This is a genomic window from Falsiroseomonas sp. HC035, from assembly GCF_050563525.1.
In the GTDB taxonomy this organism is placed as follows: Bacteria; Pseudomonadota; Alphaproteobacteria; order Acetobacterales; family Acetobacteraceae; genus Falsiroseomonas.
Window position 1 is genome coordinate 641,692 of the sequence record NZ_JBNXUN010000001.1, and the last position, 17,991, is coordinate 659,682.

Annotated in this window: 7 protein-coding genes; 2 read left to right on the plus strand and 5 right to left on the minus strand. The window is 65.5% G+C overall.

All coding sequences use genetic code 11. The features are described from left to right. Nucleotides 1-572: 572 nt before the first annotated feature. The 5 genes from drmB to drmD form a co-directional block, all read right to left on the minus strand. The gene (drmB, locus tag ACLF3G_RS03205) at nucleotides 573-2,456 is read right to left on the minus strand and encodes a DrmB family protein (RefSeq protein ID WP_430667870.1); all 1,884 of its coding nucleotides are present in this window, start codon (nucleotides 2,454-2,456) and stop codon (nucleotides 573-575) included. Between the two features lie 11 nt (nucleotides 2,457-2,467). Continuing rightward, nucleotides 2,468-5,983 (minus strand): DISARM system helicase DrmA, encoded by a 3,516-nt coding sequence (gene drmA, locus ACLF3G_RS03210; protein WP_430667871.1) that lies wholly within the window; start codon nucleotides 5,981-5,983, stop codon nucleotides 2,468-2,470. 94 nt (nucleotides 5,984-6,077) lie between these two features. Further along, nucleotides 6,078-7,088, minus strand: a complete 1,011-nt coding sequence (locus tag ACLF3G_RS03215) for a phospholipase D family protein (protein WP_430667872.1) — start codon at nucleotides 7,086-7,088, stop codon at nucleotides 6,078-6,080. A gap of 124 nt (nucleotides 7,089-7,212) precedes the next feature. After that, on the minus strand, nucleotides 7,213-11,070 hold the full coding sequence (locus ACLF3G_RS03220; protein WP_430667873.1) for a DNA methyltransferase: 3,858 nt from the start codon (nucleotides 11,068-11,070) through the stop codon (nucleotides 7,213-7,215). Between the two features lie 3 nt (nucleotides 11,071-11,073). Further along, nucleotides 11,074-14,238, minus strand: a complete 3,165-nt coding sequence (drmD, locus tag ACLF3G_RS03225; protein WP_430667874.1) for a DISARM system SNF2-like helicase DrmD — start codon at nucleotides 14,236-14,238, stop codon at nucleotides 11,074-11,076. A gap of 498 nt (nucleotides 14,239-14,736) precedes the next feature. On the opposite strand from drmD, the gene ACLF3G_RS03230 reads away from it, so the two are divergent. Beyond that, the gene (locus ACLF3G_RS03230) at nucleotides 14,737-15,516 is read left to right on the plus strand and encodes a hypothetical protein (RefSeq protein ID WP_430667875.1); all 780 of its coding nucleotides are present in this window, start codon (nucleotides 14,737-14,739) and stop codon (nucleotides 15,514-15,516) included. 485 nt (nucleotides 15,517-16,001) lie between these two features. Then, nucleotides 16,002-17,531 (plus strand): anti-phage dCTP deaminase, encoded by a 1,530-nt coding sequence (locus ACLF3G_RS03235; protein WP_430667876.1) that lies wholly within the window; start codon nucleotides 16,002-16,004, stop codon nucleotides 17,529-17,531. Nucleotides 17,532-17,991 lie beyond the last annotated feature (460 nt).

The following is a 17,991-nucleotide window of genomic DNA, read 5'->3' on the forward strand; positions in this document are numbered from 1 at the left end:
CCACCGCGAAGGGCGCGGACTGTGTATTTCCCCCTTGGGGGAAATACCTGTCCGCTGTCCGCCCGCCTCCTGAGCTGGAAGTGAGAGGGGTTGAGCCGAGCCCCGCCGCCGCCGCCTGCCAGCCAGGCGAGCAAGCCGAATCATTTCGGCGCGGGTCCTTGGAAACGGGGCACCCCTTCCACGGGTAGTTCGCGGCGCGACTGACTCCTAGCCACACGGAGTCATTTCTGGAGTTTCATACCAAAAGCTGGGTAATATATTGGTAGACCACTGCGTGCGGACGTTTATTTGCGGATCTGAGATAACTGGTTGCGAACGTGTGCCGCAGTGCTAGCTAATCGAACCTGGCACTCACGTCGATGATCGGCTCTCGGAACGTGTAAGCCGGGATCGCGTTCTAAAGACCCGCAATATTCATCTGGCTGTTTTAATGCGGATCTTAGAAAGCCAGCTGTTAGATTAGATTTCAGCGGAGGCTCCGTTTGAAAGCCACTCTGCCAGAACCTAGACCACGATCGGAAGCGGCTGGATGAGATCACCGATGTACGCCAGCCGCAACATTTTCGTGGGTCTCAGCCAAAGAAGGCGCTCCCACCCGTTCCCACGGTCTCCACCAGGAGTGCCCGGTCGAGAAAGAGGTTCCTGGCCTCGCAGCTGGTTTCTGCCACCAGCAAGCACCCGTGGCAGGCGGCGCCATGTAGAGCCCGGTCGTCCGTGGCTGCCGCCGGTTCGTGGTCGGCGCATACCGGGTCTCCAGAGCAAAGCCTCAAGCGATCGAGGGCTGAGGCAAGCACCTTTCCGAACCGGCGCGTCACCTCCACCAGGCCGCCCAGCGTACCCTGATTCCCAGCCGATGCCGTGTAGATGAGGATGCCGCACCGGACGGGTTCGTCGGGGGCGCGGGGCATCGAGAAGACGCGTTCCTTCAAGGCGCTGGCGGGATACCCGCAGTCGATGGCCACTTCGGTCATCAAGGCGTGGGCTAGGCCGTGGGCCATGACATAATCAGGCCGCTCTCGCTCCTTGATGGTATTGGAACTGACTTGCATGCCGCTGGCGCGCCGTGCTGCAGCCCAGGCGTCGACGCCGGCCTGGAGTTGCCCAATCCGCCGCTGCACGGCCTCCCTGGCCAGCCATTCCGCCAGCGCGTCAGGACACAACTGAACGAAGAAGCCCTCACCATACTGATCGACCGCGGGGAGCCAGTCCGGGTTCTTCGCCAACGGTGCCCCGCTCACGGCAAGTCCGACATCTTCCAGGTCATCGCTGGCGAGCGGCGCCGGCTCGAACCGCGTGAAGCCATAAATGCAGGAGATCTCCCGGAGGCGATGAACCGCCACTAGGGAGCCGACACCGGCCAGCGCCTCGTCGCGCTCCGGATCCCAAAGGCTGCGCGGCAGCGTTTCGGCGTGCAGGAGCGCATTCGGAGAACTGTCTCCGATCAGCGCCCGGCCACTGCTGAACAGCGTGAATTCGGCAAACCGGGGATCCTCAACGTCGTCCAGCCCAGTCGTGCTGGAGGCCATGCCGGTGATCCGGGCAAAGATCTCCTGGTCGGAGTACCCGTCCAGGTTGGCCTGGACCTGTGGGTTGAACATGCGAGCCATGCCCACTTGTTCCGGCGAGTTGCACTTGCTCAGCACGGACCACAGGCCGCCGATCCGCTTCGCAAGTTCGTCATCGGCTTGAGGCAGCGAGATCACCCTGGCGACCTGGGGGAAGTAGGTGTTGGTCGCGCTTCGGATGAGCAGGCGAAGGCCCTTCGTCACATCGCACCCATCCGGATCCCGGTCACCAATCCAAGGACGCTCACCAAAGCACGACCCCAGCCTGAAAGGCTGGAACAGCTCCTCCAGCGACAGTGCCGCGCCGCAGTCGCAGGCGACCCGCGTGTCCCTCGGGTCGGCGCTCGTGCTCGATTCCTCCAGCCACATCTGCTCGCGGCAGCCTTGCCCAACAGCGTGGAGAATGCGGCGCCACTCGATGTCCTGCAGGTGCCCCTTCTCGCAGCCGCAGACGAAGCGGATCGGCGACACCTTGCGGCGCTTTTTGTCCTCGCCTCGGTGCTCCTTGCGGTTAGGTGGGTTGAGGTCCTGGAAGCGCACGAGTCGACGGCGACTTGGCGGATCGCCGGGGATCGCCTCGCAGACAAACCACCTTGGGAACACCGTCGCCTTGATGCCGAGAGACCGCCTCTTCGGATCGCCCTGGTCGATCGGTGGCGTGCGCAGCTCCGGCGGACGATCGGCGGCGAGCCGGCCATCGCCATCGCTGGCCAGGCGCTTGTGCAGCAGGCGCGCCAGCCGCGGCTCCTCAATCACCTTGAAGGTGCCGGTCCCGAACATCTCCCAGTCGTCGAGGCCCTGCACCAGGACGGATCGCTCGGGCAAGTCGAGCATCGAGCCCGGCCCAAAGACGCCGACCACCTGGCTCAGCCTGATCTTGTCGTCAGCCATCGTGCCGCTGCCTATGAGGAGAGAGGTGATCCGTTCGGGTCGATAATCTTGAGCACGGAGGTGTGCTCGACGTCGCGCATCGATCGCCCAGCGGCGAAGCGTCGATGCTGCGGCTTGAAGCTTGGCAGCAGCGGGTCAAGCGGATCATGCAGCAGCGCCCGCTCTCGCGGGTAGGCGTAGGTAAGCCTGTCGCCGTTCGCCGTCAGGTCGTCGGCGACCGCCTCCCAATCGTCGAGCAGCCCCTCGACCGTCAAGCGCAGCGCCGCCTGCCCTCCGACAACGTCGGCCGCTTTGGCGCGGTCCAGGATCGCATCGATCACCGCGGTCCGCACATCCGGATTCTGCCTGAGCCGCGCGACGGCCCCATCCGGCGTGAGGTCCGGCGCAATGTGCCGTGCCATGGCGACGACTACCGCCGCCAGGGCGCGGTCCATCGCCCGCGCCGCCCAGGGCGTCACGCTGGTCGCTTCCACGGCTCGGTAGAAGCCGGCGTGGAAGTGGCGGAAGCCCTCGTGGTGCAGGCGGTCGCGCGGCTTATGAGCGTTCAGCAGCACCAGCACGAGGCCAGGCCGGTCTGACAACCGGCCGACGCGGCTGGTCGCCTGGATATACTCCGATGCGGTCTTCGGCTGGCCCTGCACCAGCATCAGCCCGAGGCGGCCGATGTCGAGGCCGACGGAGATCATATTGGTCGCCAGCGCCACGTCGACGCCATGCTTTTCGTCGGTGCAGGGCTTCGACAGCGCTTCCTTCGCCTGCGCGACTTGGTCCGTGCTGACGCGCGACGTCAGCTCCAGCACCTCGCGCAGCCGCCGGTCAGCAAAGGGATGATCAGGCGGGTCGAGCCGGCGCCGCTCCGTGCCGTAGCTGGCGAGACGGGCACGCACTTCGTCCTCGACAATCCGGCGCGCACCACCGAGCTCACGCAGCGCGTTGAAGTAGCACAGCGCGGTCATATAGGCGTCGGCCTGCCCGCCCTCCGCGGCCTCCTTGGCCGCCGCCGCCAGCAGCGTAGTGAGGGTGCGCAGGTAGACCAGCTTCGGCCCCTTCCCGGGCGCCGCCAGGCCCACGTAGAGCCGCGCTGGCCGCTGCGATGGGGGGACCGTCAACGCAAAGTACGAAGCCCTTCGGTCAGGGCCAGGAGGCGGGAAGATCTCGGTCCGCTCCCGGTCGAACAGGGCGCGGATCTGCGCGCCGGCGCGGCGCACCGTCGCCGTGCTCGCCACCACCTTCGGCCGGATGCGCTGGCCCGAGGAGCGGCGGCTTGCGAGCCGGTCGAGCGCGATTTCATACAGGCTGGCGACGGTCCCCAGCGGACCGCTGATGAGGTGGAGCTCGTCCTGCACGATCAGCGAAGGCGGCTCCAGGCTGGCCCCGTTCCATAGTGCCGTGCCTGCACCCGGCTCCGCCGCGCCGTAGAACCCCCACTGGTCGGCCCGGTTGACATGGCCGAAGAAGGCGCCGGCCTCGGCGATCCAGGGCAGGCCGGCGAACTTGTCGACGGTGGCAACAATGAAGGCAGGCAGTCGCCGGTAAACCGCCTCGTCCACCGTGAGCACGGGTAGTGCGCGGTCGCCCGTGAAGGCGCAGGTGGAGTTCGCGCAGCGGATCTCCATGTTCTTCGGTGCCAAGTTGTTCGGCACGCAGGCGAAGGAGGACCGCTCGAACGGCGCCCCGCACCATGGGCAGGCCTTGATCGGCGCCGGCGCCTCGCGGCCATCCTTCTGGTAGCGCCGCACCCGCGCAACCGCTGTATCCTGGCGCCCGTCGCCGGTCTTGCCGAGCCGGTTGGGCGAGGCCGCCGAGCCGACCCAGAGGCCGATCTCAATCGGCCAATCGCCTAGTAGCCGCTTCCCGTCCCTCTGCCAGGCGGCCTCACCGCGCATCAGCTCCAGCGCGCAGACCACGCCCGCGGCGCGCGACAGCTGGTCGAGCGTGAGCAGGCGGAGCGTGTAGCGCATCAACACCGCCACGCCGGCGCCCAGGAGGCCGTGGCTGGTGATGCGCCGATACCCGATGGTCCACGCCGCCAGGCCAAGATACGCCTCGGTCTTGCCGCCGCCGGTCGGGAAGAACAGGAGGTCCACCACTTCCCGGTCCGCGTGCATCGGGTCCTGCAGGCCGCGCAGGTTGAGCAGGATGAATGCGATCTGGAAGGGCCGCCACCGCGGCGCTGTTTGCGCCGCCGGGTCGTCCTCGGGGCCGGCGTTGCGCTGCCGCGCGGCGCGGGCCACCGCCTCGTTCATCGCGCGAAAGGCCAAGCGCGAATCCTCGTCGGCGCAGAGCAGGTCGAGGCCGTCGGCGATTCGGGCTTGGGCCCCGCGGGCGGCATCGAGAAGGCGCCCAGCGGTCTGCTGGCGCGACGTCCCGGTGATGCCGCCGACCGTCATCGCCTGCTGGGCGATCCACACCCCGTAGAGGCCTGGCAGGGCGTCAAGGGCCTGCCGCAGGGCTGCCGGGCCGGCCTCGGCGAGGGCGGCCAGCGCTTCCATCCCGAACTCGACGCCGTCGATCGCCTCATTCGGCTCGACGCGCTCCACCTCGGCCGTGGGCAGGAAGTCGGTGGCGGCGGCGCGGACGACGCCGTCCGCATCGGGCGCCCAACCGGCCGAGGTGTTGCGGCCGACGCCGTACTCGGCGACGTCGCGATAATGCAGGTCGGCGGTGGCCGCGTCCGGATCGGGGGAGCCGTGGCCGGAGAGGTCGCAGCGCGGGGTGAGGCCTGTCTCGCAGCGGACCTCGAGGCGGAGTTGGAAGGCGTAGGCGACGTCCGCGAAGCGGCGCCGGGCGTCCCGGCGGCGATTGACCACCATGACCGTCAGCACGCGGAGCGCCGTTCGCGCGCCACCGGGCTCGGTGACCGAGTAGGGGCGGGCATGCGCCTCAAGCAGCAGCGCGCCGGTCGGGTGCTGCGCGCCACCGGAGCCGGGGACCGGGATCGCGCTGCCGCGCCCGTTCTCCGGCACCGGCAGGCGGATCGTGGCTTCGCCCGGCACGCGCTGCCACTCGACAGAGCGGAGCGCCGGATCGAGCCGCGCGCTCTCGTCCATCAGTATCTCGCGCGGCAGCGGCGGGATGGTGGTGTAGTCGCCCCAGGTCAGCCTGACCTCAACCTCCCGCACTGAAGCATCCACCAGCACAGTGAGGCCGAGGGATGACGGTAGGCGACGTGGGCGGGAGGAAGGCTCGTCACTGAGCGTGTCGTCGGAGGCACGGGCGCGCCCGGTCTCGGGGTCGGAGCCCTCGTCCTCGCCGACGAGGGGATCGCCTTCATCTTCCAGGGGCTCAGCGGCGGCCGCTGTGGCCGCGCCAGCTGTGTCGGGCGCCGGCGCGAGGTAGCCCGTGAGGTACCAGCGCGACGGGTTCTCCTTCAGCCGCTCGCGGGTGAGGTCGGTGTCCTGCGGGCCAGGGCCGATGAGGTCGCGGCGCAGGACGTTGACTAGGCGAGTGCGGACGTCTTCCGCGGACGTGAGCGCTGCAGCGGCCGAACCTCCCGAAGCCAGTGCGGCTAGATCAGGAAACGCCAAGCGAGACCTCCCGTGTGGACCAGCCGGGCCTCATACCGCGACGATTTGCATAGCTCCGGCTTTAGGCCATTCTTGATGCTGCGACAGCGCGCCCTCATTGCCTGCTCAACTCGGCGCCGAATTCCTCCGCCGAGATGTCGAGAGACTTGCCACGAAGTTTGCGGCGCTTCTGCAGCGAAGCGATCACCTCCGCCGCAGCCTTTTTCCACGCACGCGCCGTCCCAACACGAAATCCTTCAAAGTCGCGCATCGGATGAACAAGGGTAATCGAGGTGCCCTGCAGGCGCACCACGGTCCGGACCTCTGCCGCCTTCCAAAGCCCCTCGAGAAGGAGCGACCCGCTTTGCGCGTCCCAATCTAGGTCGAGGACGTACTCACCTGGCGCAAGGCGCCACCTCTCGTAGCAGTCGATGTCATCCAGGGCGCGCGCCTTCTGCTCGGCCTTCAGCCCCCGCCTGGCCGGAGGAGTTAATTTTGTGTGACGGTACGCAACGATTCGTAGCTGCTTGTCTCGGAAGAAGCCCGGATCCTCCCTGAGCCGGTCGAGCAGCATGCCGACCCCTTTTCCGGCGCTGGTCGCCGGCTTAGTGGCCCCTCGACGGGCGCGGCGAGCCTTCCAGCGTCGCTCCGCCTCCGCCAGGATCGGATCTGTGATCTCATAGGCATGAGCCCAAACTTGATCTTCAAACCAATCGGTCCAGGCTTGCCGCTCCGCATCAAGCAAAGGGGGTAGGACAAGGTTAGCTTCGATGAGGCCGGTCACCTCGTCTTCCTGGCCCTCGTGCCCGAAGCCGTTCGCCGAGGCGTTCGATGAGCCGATCAATGCTCCCGCTTTGGTCAGCCAAAGCTTGGCGTGAAGCTCATCCACCGCCATTACTCGCGATCGGCCGAGGTGCTTGATCAGGCTGCGCACTTCACCCGGGTTACAAGCGCCGCTCATTAGGTCCAGCGCGATGCAGAGATCGCTCGTGCGTGGCAACTTATCGAGGCCAAGCCGCCGCACAGCGCCCTCGCCCCAGTAAGCGACGGCGATGCGCGCCCAGTTGCTGAACGCAAGCATGCTCGCTACTTCGTTCAGTGCATCGGCGCCCCCTACCAGTCGCATCGTCTAACCCCTTCTCTCTGTGTCCGGCGTCGCCGGCTGCGCCACTGGCCCGTGCGTGAAAGCTTCGCTAGCGGAGTTGCCGTTGTGTTGTCGCCGCGCAGCTGCGCTAGTGACGCAGTGATGCTCACGCAATCTCGTATTCTTCATCTTGCGTGCGACGAGGAGTAAGCCCCTTGCGGCGTTCGGCTTCAGCTTGGATTCGGTTGAGGTCGAGCAGACGGGCGAGGACCTCTTCGCGGAATGCGGCGGGCCAGAACAGGCGATTCTGATAGCGGTAATCAGTTTCGGTAGGCTCGGCAAGGAATTCAGGTGCGGCGATGGCAGCGAGGTCGTGCCAGCCATAGGCGCGCAGCACCGCGCAATCGACGGCGTGGTGCAAGTCGCGCAGTCGGACAATGTCGGCGCTGCGCTCTGTGAAATCGTGGAAGCGGTTGTAGGTCCTGGTCAGGCCCTCATCCCTGACAATCATGATGGTAGCGCGATATTCGCAATAGGTGCGCCCCACGTCCTCCAACGCCAAACTACCCTCGCCATCAGAGCAGAATGGAAATGTAGCAAAACAATCCGTCGGAGTGTAACGAAGCCTATCCTCTAAGGTCGAAGCAAAAAAACGAGTCCAGGACTCATGCACGCGTGATTGCAGAAGTGCAAACTGCGTATATTTATCGAACATGAATACTGCGAGCGTGTTAGCGTAAGCCATTCCCGTTGTGAGAAAAGTGAAACTTGCGTGCGGGGTCGCCCCACAATTTATCACTAGTATTCTCTTTAGGTTTGCCGACTTTGCCTTAATTTCGTTGCCCTCATATTCCCATCTCCACCAGTTTTGTTTCACCTTTTCGTTCTTAATGATGTTCCGTTCTGGTTTTACTTTTGAATTAATAATAGACATTAGGTCAGGCCATCCCGCCCATGCTTCGGTTTCTTCAAGACCTGAGAAATCGATCACATAGCGCCGATGAGCGTGACGCGGGTCGTTGTTGACCTCCTCACCGCCAATGTAAGGGCGGATGCGTTCTGCATTTCGCGGGTTGAGAGCGATTAGCCGTTCCATCTCGGCTAGTGGGGTAACCACGCTAGCTCGACCTGCATCATCGAACGTGAAGCCCATTCCTCGCAGAATGCAACCTTGAAACGCCTTACCAGAATTCTGGACTAGAACAGAAGGCGACGCGTCCAGTTCACCCTCTACTAAATAGGCGGAAATGCGCCTTACTTGCCGCCCATTAAGTATCGCAGTATTTGAAATGCCTTTGATGACATGGACGACTGAAACGACTACGGCCGCCTCTCCTGGCCAAGGAAGCCTGGAGATAGCTCTTCGGACGACTCCGTCCGCACGGAGGATGCAGGCGAGGCCGCTCTCCCGACTGGACCCCTGGCCGACAGTATTGGTGCCAATGAGCCCGAACGACCCCTCTGAACGAATTAGAGCGAACGCGCGGCGGAAGAAATGCGCGACAATGTCGGCATTCTTGCTTGTCCCGCCATGCAAGCTCGAAACCCACTCATTGTAGGTCTCACTATACACTGCGGAAATACGCTTCCCACCTAGGAAAGGCGGATTGCCGACGATGGCATCGAATCCTGGTGTGGCGCTGGCAAACACCTCAGGGAACTCCACTTCCCAGTGGAACGGCCGCAGCGGGTGCGGCCCCTGTCCGAGCGTCGCCGCTTGCCGCCGCACCTGTGCCCAGAACGTAGCCATGTCCTGCCCTCCAAGATCCTCCAGCGCCTGCCGCTCCGCCTCGCGCGCTCTCGGCTTGTCATGCGCGAAGAAGGCCGCAAGCACCGCGTCGCCTAGCGCCCTCACATCGGCCAAGCGCGCTTCCAACGTGGCGTGCTTTGCCTCCTGGATGCCGCGCGCTACGTCGTCGGCGGCCTCGCGGATGTCGGTGCGCGCCTGCACAGCCTCCGCTACCCGTCCGGCAACGAAGCGGGTGAACAGGCTGCCCTGCCGGTCGTCACCCCAGGTCAGCGCGCCGATCTGCGCCCGCGTCAGCCCGACGAGGCTGTCGCCGGTCTTCAGCGCGTGGTCGAGAAAGGTGAACTCATGGTCCCGCGCGAGCGTGGCGAGCCACAGCGACAGCCGCGCCAGGTCGGTCGCAAGGTGGTTACGGTCCACTCCGTAGAGGCAGCGCTGCGCCACCAGCCGGCGCGCCAGTAGATCCTCGTCCTCGTCGGGCGCGATCTCCGGCCGCGTGCCGGGGTGCCGCACCCAGGCCATCACTAGCCGCGTTGCTAATTGTCGGCAGGCCTCCACCAGGAAGGCGCCCGAGCCCATCGCTGGGTCCCAGACCTTAAGTGTCAGCACCTCTGCTGGCGTCGCGGCGTCTCCGATGCGTTCGAAAGCTGGCTCCAGCGCATGGCGTACAATCGGCTCGGTCAGGCTGCGTGGTGTGTAGTGGCTGCCGGTCCGCCGACGCTCGTCGGTCGGCTGCAGCAGCGGCGTGCCGGCGTCGGCGAGGCGCCCACCGGGCGAGCCGCGCTCGTCCACGATCGGACGCAGCGCCTCGGCGATCGCCGGCGCATCGCGCGCGGCCGACAGCGCCTGCGCGACCTTCGCCGGCAGTTGCCCTCGATCGGCCTCCTCCCTAAGGAATTTTTGCCGGTCCACTCCGTTCTTCACTGCCAGCGCCGCGAGGTCGAGGAAGACCGGCGTGCGGTTGTTCTTGCCCGCCTTGATGGCTAGCGCCGGCCCCGGCAGCGTCAGCGCCGTGAAGCCCATCACTGTCTCGTAGACGCTGCCGATCTGCTCGACATCGAGGGTCCGGTAGGACAGCCGCTCGCCGTCGAGGTTCAGCAGCCCGTCCAACACGCGCAGGACGCAGCCATCCGAGACCGGCGCCGGTGCCGCCCTGTCGGTCGCCGCATCCTGGCCCTGCAGGAAGGGGAACACCGCCGGATCGAATAGCTTGCCACCACGGCCGCGTATCCACCCCGAGGGGTGGCCGGCATAGATGAGGCGGAACAGCGCCAGCAGCCGCGACCAAGCGCCGCGTCGTTCCTCCATCGTGTCGGGCTGGCGTGCCTCGTCTTCGAGCAGCCGGGCGTACAGGGCCCGCACACCGTAGCCGTTCTCATACAGCGCCCGCGCCTCGGCGCCGGCCGCCGAGGGCACGAGGTTGCGGTCCTCGGCGTACAGCAGGAATACTAGGCGCAGCAGAACCGTCAGCAACCCCTCATACAGGTGGGCCGACTGCTGCGCAGCCAGCGGCTCGATGCGGGCACGGTCGGCGTCGTGCAGGCCACGCAATAACTCATGCAGTGCGCCCAGCACCTGCGAAGCGAGCTTGGTCGAGACCTCAGCCTGGGCATCCCGGCTGGCTTTGAGCAGGGCGGGAAGCCGTCGCTCGGCGGCGTCGTTGTGCAGCCTGAAGGCGGAGAGCAGCAGCCTGAGGCCACCGAGCATCGGGCGCCCAGACACGCTGCCCAGCGCGCGCAGCGGGAAGGCCAGCCAGCCGCTCGTCTCGCCACGCGGCGCGTGGACTAGGCGAAGTTCGTGGTCGCTGATTAGCAGGCCGGTCGGCACGCCGGTCTCGCGCAGCAGCCGCTCCAGCCGCTGGTGGGGCGTGGCCTCCCAGCCCGCCAGCGCGCCGCGGGCGTCAGGATTAATGCCATGGGCGGCAAATTGAACGAGCAGTTGCCAGCCGCCGCTAGGCGCGGTGACGGCCAAGTCCGGGGCGAGGCGCGTCTCGCTTTCCGGCAGCCAAACGGATAGGTCCTCCGGCAGGGCCGGGCCACCCTGCGCCCCGGCGACCTGTGGCGCACGCCAGCTCAAGACACGCACCAGGAAGCCCCAGGGGTCGGCCACCGCAGGACCTTCCTCCTCCTGCGACAGGAAGGGCGCGACCTCTTCGCTGTCCAGCCGGGTCTGCTGTTCTGGCACGAGCCCGTGGCGCGCGAGGACCGATGGGGCGACGACAAGGCCGACCGGCTGAACGTGGCCCAGCCATTCGAGGTTCGGATCAGGAGGAAACATCGCTCAACCAGTTCCTGGCCAGAGGTAGAGGAGTCCGACCGTCTCGATGCGGTCGGCGCGGACGGCGTAGCCTTCACGCACGCGCGCCGGCTCGTGCTCGATCTCGCGGGAGAGGCGGTCGAGCTTGTCGCGCCAGTGGCGCCGGTCGCGCCGGCGCTGATCGGCCTCGGCGTCCGGAAAGAGGCGAAGCTGCTGGTCGTCCGGCTCGGCCTCGACCTTGGCGATCCGGGACCGCTGATCCTCCAGGAGGCGCAATAGGGAGGAGGCTTCGGCATCGCCTCGGGCGGCGAGATCCCTGGCGACCTCGACCTTTCGCGCAGCGGCGCGCCGGTGCAATTCAGGCTCCAGGTCGGAGGCGTCCTTGGCGGCCCAAGTGCGGATGCGGTTGGCGACCTGGTCGGCGGGCCGGCGTGGGTCGCGGAGGGCCTCCTCAAGCTGGTCGAGCGTCGCCTCCTCACGAATGGTGCCGAAGGCGCGCAAGGGCTTGGTGCCGCGGGCGGCTTCGGTCCAGGCGGCGGTGACCGGGATGATCTCCTCGTGCAGCCGTGCCGCAGAGGGACCGTAGAGGGCGAGGCGCCCGAGCAGGACCACCCGGGGCTGCGCGCCCGGCCCGACCACCACGCTGGCCCGCGAGAGCCCCGCCTGAAAACCCTGGCTTAGGAAGCGCGAGAGCAGGCGACGGACCAAGCGGTGTTCGAGGTGCAATTGGACGACGCCCTCGGCGTCGGCGCCCTCCTCCGTCACGGCCGGGCGGAAGGCGACGGCACGCAGCGGGGCTGTCGCTCGCCAATCCTTCAGCTTCTCGTTCCGCCCCCGGCGGCGGATGCGCAGGTCGTCCAGCGCTTCCGGCCAGCCGGCGGCCTGGAAGGCAGGGTGACCAGCATCAAGGCGGAACAGCGCGGTGCCGCCGACTTCGCCCGCCCGGGTGGCGTCGAGCGGCAGGCCAACTCGTGTCAAAGCGGTGCCGACCACGTCGCGCATTTCGTCTGGATCGACGCCCACCCGCTCGCGCGATCGCTCCAACGCCTTCCGAAGCTCATCAAGCTCCTTCGCCTGGCGTGCGCGGCGGGCGACGGTTTCGTCGTCCATTTCGGCAACTGCGATGCGGACCCGTTCGTCATCGCCGGCGTCAGCCACTTCGCGGGCCAGAGCCGCTGGGCGGACGATGCCTTCCCGCTCCAGTCGATCCGTTAGTTTGTGGGCAATGATCTGGCCGGCCGAGCCAAGCTGCTCGCGGATCAACTCGGTTTTCCGGACGAGGGCTTCGAGGACGATGTCCTCTTCACGTTGCTCGAAAAGGAAGTAGCGGCACCAAACCGTCGGTGAGGGTTGCAGCTTACGGTCGATACGGCCGTTGCGCTGCTCCAGCCGCGCTGGGTTCCAGGGCAGGTCGATATGGATGAGGTCGTGGCAGCGGGACTGGAGGTTTATGCCCTCGCGCGCTGCATCGGTGCAGATGAGGATGCGTAACGGATCAGTCGCAGGGTCAGCGTTGAAGCGGCGCTTCAGCTCCTCACGGCGATCAATCGGCGTAGCCCCGGTAAAGGCGGCAATGCGGTCATCTGGCGCGAGGTCATCAAGCGCTTCGGCAAGGCGCTTCTGGAGCCAGCGGCGCGTGTCCTCGTATTCTGTGAAAAGGACGAGCCGCCGATTGTTCCAGCGTCCGCCAGGTGCGAGGTTGGCTTTAACCCATTCGGTCAGCCAGTGGGCCCGCGCGTCGGGCCGATGAGCGTTCGCCTTGGCCAGTGCGAGCATCGCTTCGACCCTGGCGATGTCCGAGATGGGTGCAGCGAGCATTGCCGCCGCCTCTGCGGCTTGGCGTTCTTCAGCGTCAATAACTGCTTCACCAGCTGCTTCGTCCCTGGGTTCGTCCTCGGCTTCGGCCGCGCCTCCGACGAATGCCCTCGCCGCCGCCACCGAGGCTCCTTCGGCAGCACGATGGAGACCACGATGATGTACTTCCAGGGTGTGGGCAAAAGCAGCGATGGAAGAGAGCAGCCGCTGCTGTAGGCCGACGATAGCGAGACGCGCGTTCCCTGCCTCGCGGGGAGGAAGGCCTGCAGCACGGGCGCGAATCGTCTCGCCGTAGGCCGCGAGCATCCTGGGCAGGACGAGCTCCGGCGCGTCTTGCGGCAGGCCTGCAAGCCTGATTGGCTCGATCACACGAGCCGGGAAGCGCTCGCCAAAGTGTCGAAGGTCAGCCTTCAGGCGGCGGACCATCACCGGATCGAGATCTCGCGGGCGAACCGGCACGCCGCGCGTGAAGCGCTGAGGGTCGAGGATCTCGAGAAGGCTGGAGAAGGAATTGGAGTGCCCATTGTGTGGCGTGGCGGAGAGAAGAAGGCGGTGTTCGAAGCGGCTCGCGAGTTCGCGCACTGCCTTAGTGAACTGGCTGTCGATCGCATACCGCGAACCATTGGCCGGTGCCGCGTGGTGGGCCTCGTCTAAAATCAGCATGGCTCGCGGGCGGAAGGAGCCAAGCAGGTCTCGCAGACCCGACATATAGGTTTCGTCCGCGAGCAAGGAGTGCGAGATGACGAAGCGCGACCGGGACGCCCAGGGGTTTGCTCCGAAGCCAAGGTCGCGCCTTAGAAGCGCAAGCTGCTCGCGATCGATAGCCTGGAAAGTGAGGCCAAACTTGGCCTCGAGCTCGTCCTGCCACTGCCGGACCATGCCGGCCGGCGCAGCGACAACGACGAAGTCCACCCGACGGCGCAGCAGCATCTCGCGCAGCACAAGGCCGGCCTCGACCGTCTTGCCGGCGCCTACGTCGTCGGCAATTAGCAGGTTGACCCGTGGCAGGCGCAGGGCCTTGCGCAGTGGCAACAGCTGGTAGGCGTCGAGGCGGATACCGGCACGAAAAGGGGCCTGGAAGAGGTCCCGGTCGGCAGCGGTCACGCTGTTCCAACGAAGGGTTTGAATATAAGCAGCAAACACGGACGGGTCGTCGGTGCCGCTCCGTGAGAGGGCGTCCCATCCCTCGTCGCCGAGGACCTCGGCATCGAGCTCGGCGTCCCAGATGATTTCAGCAGCCTCACCCTGGGCATCGTCTTCCACACAGGCGAGGTTGAGCGACGCGGGATTTTGTCCTCCTGATCGTTCACCTTCAACCAGCCAGCGGCGAGTGCGGACGCGGACGAAGTCACCGACCTGCGGAACATTGTGCATACTCGTACCAAAATCACCTGGAAGATTATGGTCCCATCAACTCATAGTCGCCTGCAATGGCGTTCCGGTCTACACGCTCCCACATAGAGGCCGTCCCTAAATTAGTTCGGAACGTTGTCGGCGCCCACTCTCGCTGAACAGCCGGGCATCTTCGCCTCGCCGGGGCTGCAATCGCCGCGATGGTAGCATCTGCTACAGGTTGTGAATGCGCCCAGTCTCACTCCACCAACCGGATCCCTCTAATGGGAGGCCGTGGATGCGATGCGCGGCTACTTTCACCAGATGCTGAGGAGCATCGAGACCTAGCTCGACCTACGCGAGGGTTAGATGCTCGCCCTGGGCCAGCGCAGGCATGTCCATTTGGACTAGCGGCCACGTGCAGGTAGAGTCTGCCGCTGCTTGGATCTTCCGTACAGTGGAACCTGCGGCGCGACTGCACCGAGCGTGCCATGCCGAGCAGGCACGGCACGCGCGGGAGAGACTGTCCATGCTCCCGCGATGTACTGCGCATCTGGAGGGCGCCACGGCAGCCCGCAGGCCCTGGTCGCAGACCCCGCACCGAACCGCCAGCTGCAGGCGTACCGTGCGGCGGCGGCTGCGGCGGTCGAGGAGGCACGGGCGCGTCTCGAGGTGCTGACCGCCGCCAACGACCCCAGTGCGCCTGCGATCGCCACGGTCAGCGCCATCAATGGCTACCTCGCTGGCCTGCCGGCCGACGCCCTGTTGCGGGATGCGCCCGTCACGGTGGCGAAGGCACGCGGGGACCTGCGGGACCAGCTCTCCGGGGCGCGTCATGCGGTTGAGCAGCTGGTGGCGGAGCGGGACCCTGTGCTGGGTGCGCCGCCGGCAGAAGCGGACGTGGTGGCGATGATCAGGGCGCGCGTCGCGCTTCTGGCGGAGCGCGGCCGGCCGATGATCGCGACCGACGCAGTCCATTGCCCGACGGCGCAGGCTGAGGTCTACGCCGAGAGGCCGCCGGGCGTGATCATGCCCGATGCGCTGGCGGCGATGTCCTGGGCTCAGCCCGAGCTCCTGGTGACGCGGCTGCACGATGAAGCCCGCCGCGTCACGAAGGACAGCGGCCGGCAACCGGTCGTGCCCGCCGCGCAGCGCGCCTCCGCAGTCGCCGCGCTGGATGAGCAGATCCTGGCCGCGGAACGCCACGAGGAGGCCGTGCTGGTCGCGCTCGAGGCCGCTGCAGTCACCGTCGCGCACCGCCCCGATGCCGACCCACGCGCCGTTCCCGCCATCACCGGCCCGGCGCCGGGCAGCAAGTAGGAGATTCGAACATTAGCACTCAGATCATCGCCCGACACGGAGAAGCCTTCCGCATCGGCGCGGAGGGGAAACCGCAGTGGATCGATTCGGACGACGTACCGGCGGGCGCCGCCATGGGTTTCTACACCTTCACCAGCGGGCCCTGGGCCGGGCCGCCGCTGCCCACCGGTGTCTCGCATCCGGCGTATCCGTGGACGGCAGGCGCGCTGCCGCAGCAGAGCACGGGATCGCCGGCGCCCGTGGCTGATCCATGGGAAGCCAGCCTCCTGCGATGCTTCAGCGATGCGCGTGGCCCGCAGCCGCCACCACCGACGTGAAGCCTGCTGACACCTCGGCCGAAGCGGTGGGCTGGACCAAGGTGGCGGCAGACTCGAACTCGGGATCGTCCGCCGATGCAGAGGGGGAGGTTTCCAGGATCCAGGAATCGGTTGATAAGCGCGCCGCGAGCCTTGATGATCGGGCGGTGTGAGGGAGCGCTTGAGGGCATGCAGCGCCGGCCGGAATTGGTGTTCGCCCTCGTTGGCGCTGTCGGCACTGATTTGAAGCGTGTCGGCGAGTTGCTCACGCATGAACTCTCGAAGGTCAGCTACAGCTGCGAGAAAATTCGTCTGAGCGACTTACTCCTGGAGTGCTGGCGCTTCGGTGCGCTGCGTGACCGTAAGTCGAGTCTTGCTGACGATGATCGTATAAACAGACTGATGGACGCGGGCGATGAGTTCCGGTCCGTATCACAGCGGGGCGATGCTGTAGCCCTTTTGGCAATGACAAAGATGATGAACTCGCGGCCTGACAGGGATAGCCCGCGGCATAATCACGCGTTTCTGTTGCATTCGCTCAAGCATCCTCAAGAACTGGAAACCCTTCGTGCCGCCTACGGAGATGCCCTTGTGGTGGTATCCGTCTATATGCCCAGGGCAGAGCGCAGGCTAGTTCTCGCAAAGCGCATCGCTCAGACGCGAAAGGCCTATGGCCACGAAGCCTACATGAACGTTGCTTCTGACCTAATCGACAGAGACGAAAAGGAAAGCGGCGAAAAGTTTGGGCAAAATGTTCGCGACACCTTTCCAGAGGCCGATTTTTTCCTGGATGCATCAGACACAAAAACTCTGACACTTCAGGTCGAGCGTCTGATCCAAATCCTATTCCACCACCCGCATCGCACTCCGACGCCCGACGAATATTTCCTCTTTCACGCAAAGGCGACGGCCCTGCGTAGCGCCGACCTCGCACGACAGGTCGGCGCCGTTATCGCTACCGCGGATGGAGAGATAATTTCAGCGGGATGCAATGAAGTGCCGAAGGCTGGTGGCGGCGCGGTGTGGGAGGATCTCGGCGGGAATACCAATGATCGTAGAGATTTTCACATTGGTCACGATCCGACAGCACGAATGAAGCATGTGATCCTGACTGAGGTCTTCGACCGCCTCAAGACGGGCGGCTGGCTGAGTGAAAGCTTCACGTGTCAGGCGCCAGAGGACCTCGCGACTGAGGCGCTCGTTGGACGAAAGACGCTTGCAGGGACGCGCGTGGCAAGCATCATCGAGTTCGGTCGGATTGTGCATGCGGAGATGTCTGCCATTACAGACGCAGCGCGGCGCGGTCTCGCGGTGAAGAACGCAAAGCTCTATTGCACGACTTTTCCATGCCACATGTGCGCTCGGCACATTATCGCGTCGGGCATTAGTGAAGTCATCTACATTGAGCCCTACCCGAAGAGCATGGCGCGCGATCTATACGAGGGTATGCTTCGTGTAGATCATGACGAAGAGGAAGACGAAGGAGCGGTACACTTTCGCCCTTTTGTCGGCACCGCGCCGCGTCGTTACCTGGCATTCTTTGAGATGCCAGAACGAAAGGATGCGCAGGGTCACGTGATAGAGTGGGCGTCAACTGTGGCCTCACCTCGCGTTAAGCAGTTTTCGGCATTCCTTCAGATTGAGAAGGGTCACGTCCTGGAGCTCGCGCGGAACAGTCGAGAGTGGGGCGTGGAAGAAGGGGGAGAGTCAAATGAGTGAAACGACTTGGCTTCAGGAGCAGCTAGCTCAGATTCGTCGCGAGGCGGAGGGATGGAGCCAAACGAAGCGTGATGAAGTGCAGAGAGAGGTGGCCGCGCCGCCCTCTCAAGGCACAGATCAACATGGACAACATGACGCACGATCGTCGAAACAGGTGGGGACGGAGGACGATTGGCGCGAAACCATGATGCGGGGGCAGTCGTAATCCTCGGCGACGTTGAGGCGTAGATGACCTCCCGCACGCTGGTCATCAGGTCCGAACATGCGATGCTGGCCGGCTCGTCCAGACGCTAAGGCCGGGCGGCAGCGGACGCGGCGGGGGTGGGGTGTAGGATCGTTGAGGTGTGGGCTGTTCAGAAACGGCAGACTGGCGTTGTTGAACACCGAACACGGTACCAACCGATACCCCTTCCCGCTGTGCCACTTGGCGGACAGTATCTCCCGCTTGTCGGGCGTTGAC

Coding starts and splice junctions, on each gene's coding strand:
- ACLF3G_RS03220 (WP_430667873.1), bottom strand. CDS start 11,070: ATGTTTCCTCCTGATCCGAACCTCGAATGGCTGGGCCACGTTCAGCCG.
- ACLF3G_RS03235 (WP_430667876.1), top strand. CDS start 16,002: ATGCAGCGCCGGCCGGAATTGGTGTTCGCCCTCGTTGGCGCTGTCGGC.
- drmB (WP_430667870.1), bottom strand. CDS start 2,456: ATGGCTGACGACAAGATCAGGCTGAGCCAGGTGGTCGGCGTCTTTGGG.
- ACLF3G_RS03215 (WP_430667872.1), bottom strand. CDS start 7,088: ATGCGACTGGTAGGGGGCGCCGATGCACTGAACGAAGTAGCGAGCATG.
- ACLF3G_RS03230 (WP_430667875.1), top strand. CDS start 14,737: ATGTACTGCGCATCTGGAGGGCGCCACGGCAGCCCGCAGGCCCTGGTC.
- drmD (WP_430667874.1), bottom strand. CDS start 14,238: ATGCACAATGTTCCGCAGGTCGGTGACTTCGTCCGCGTCCGCACTCGC.